The following is a 527-nucleotide window of genomic DNA, read 5'->3' as shown; positions in this document are numbered from 1 at the left end:
ACTCTATACCATCCAACGCACAATCGAGGACGACATGAGCGTGGCTGAAAAATCCGAGAAGAAATCCGGCGGGCTTGGCGAGACCGTCAGCGTCATCGTCCAGGCGCTTTTGCTCGCCCTGGTCATCCGCACGCTGCTGTTCCAGCCTTTTTCGATCCCATCGGGATCAATGCGGCCGACGCTTTTGGAAGGCGACTATCTGTTCGTCACCAAATGGTCCTATGGCTATTCGCGCTATTCGCTGCCTTTCGGACCCGATATTTTTTCGGGCCGCATCTGGGGCGCCGAGCCGAAGCGCGGCGACGTGGCGGTTTTCAAGTTCCCGCCTGATCCGTCCGTCGACTACATCAAGCGCGTTGTCGGCCTGCCGGGTGACAAGATCCAGGTCAAGGACGGCCAGCTTTTCATCAACGGCGTCGGCGTGCCGCGCGTGAAAACAGGCCAGATCGACAATCCCGACATCACCGAGGAATCGCGCCCGATCGATGTCTATCGTGAGACCCTGCCCAACGGCGTCAGCTACGACA

Annotated in this window: 1 protein-coding gene; it reads left to right on the top strand. The window is 59.0% G+C overall.

Annotation, left to right across the window (positions count from 1 at the left end; all coding sequences use genetic code 11):
• Nucleotides 1–34: 34 nt before the first annotated feature.
• On the top strand, nt 35–527 hold a 493-nt coding region (lepB, locus tag EN925_RS38950; protein ID WP_128337509.1), incomplete at its 3' end, for a signal peptidase I.

This window comes from Mesorhizobium sp. M7A.F.Ca.US.006.04.2.1 (genome assembly GCF_004022915.1).
Taxonomy (GTDB): domain Bacteria; phylum Pseudomonadota; class Alphaproteobacteria; order Rhizobiales; family Rhizobiaceae; genus Mesorhizobium; species Mesorhizobium ciceri.
This window is presented reverse-complemented; position numbering and strand designations above follow the sequence as displayed.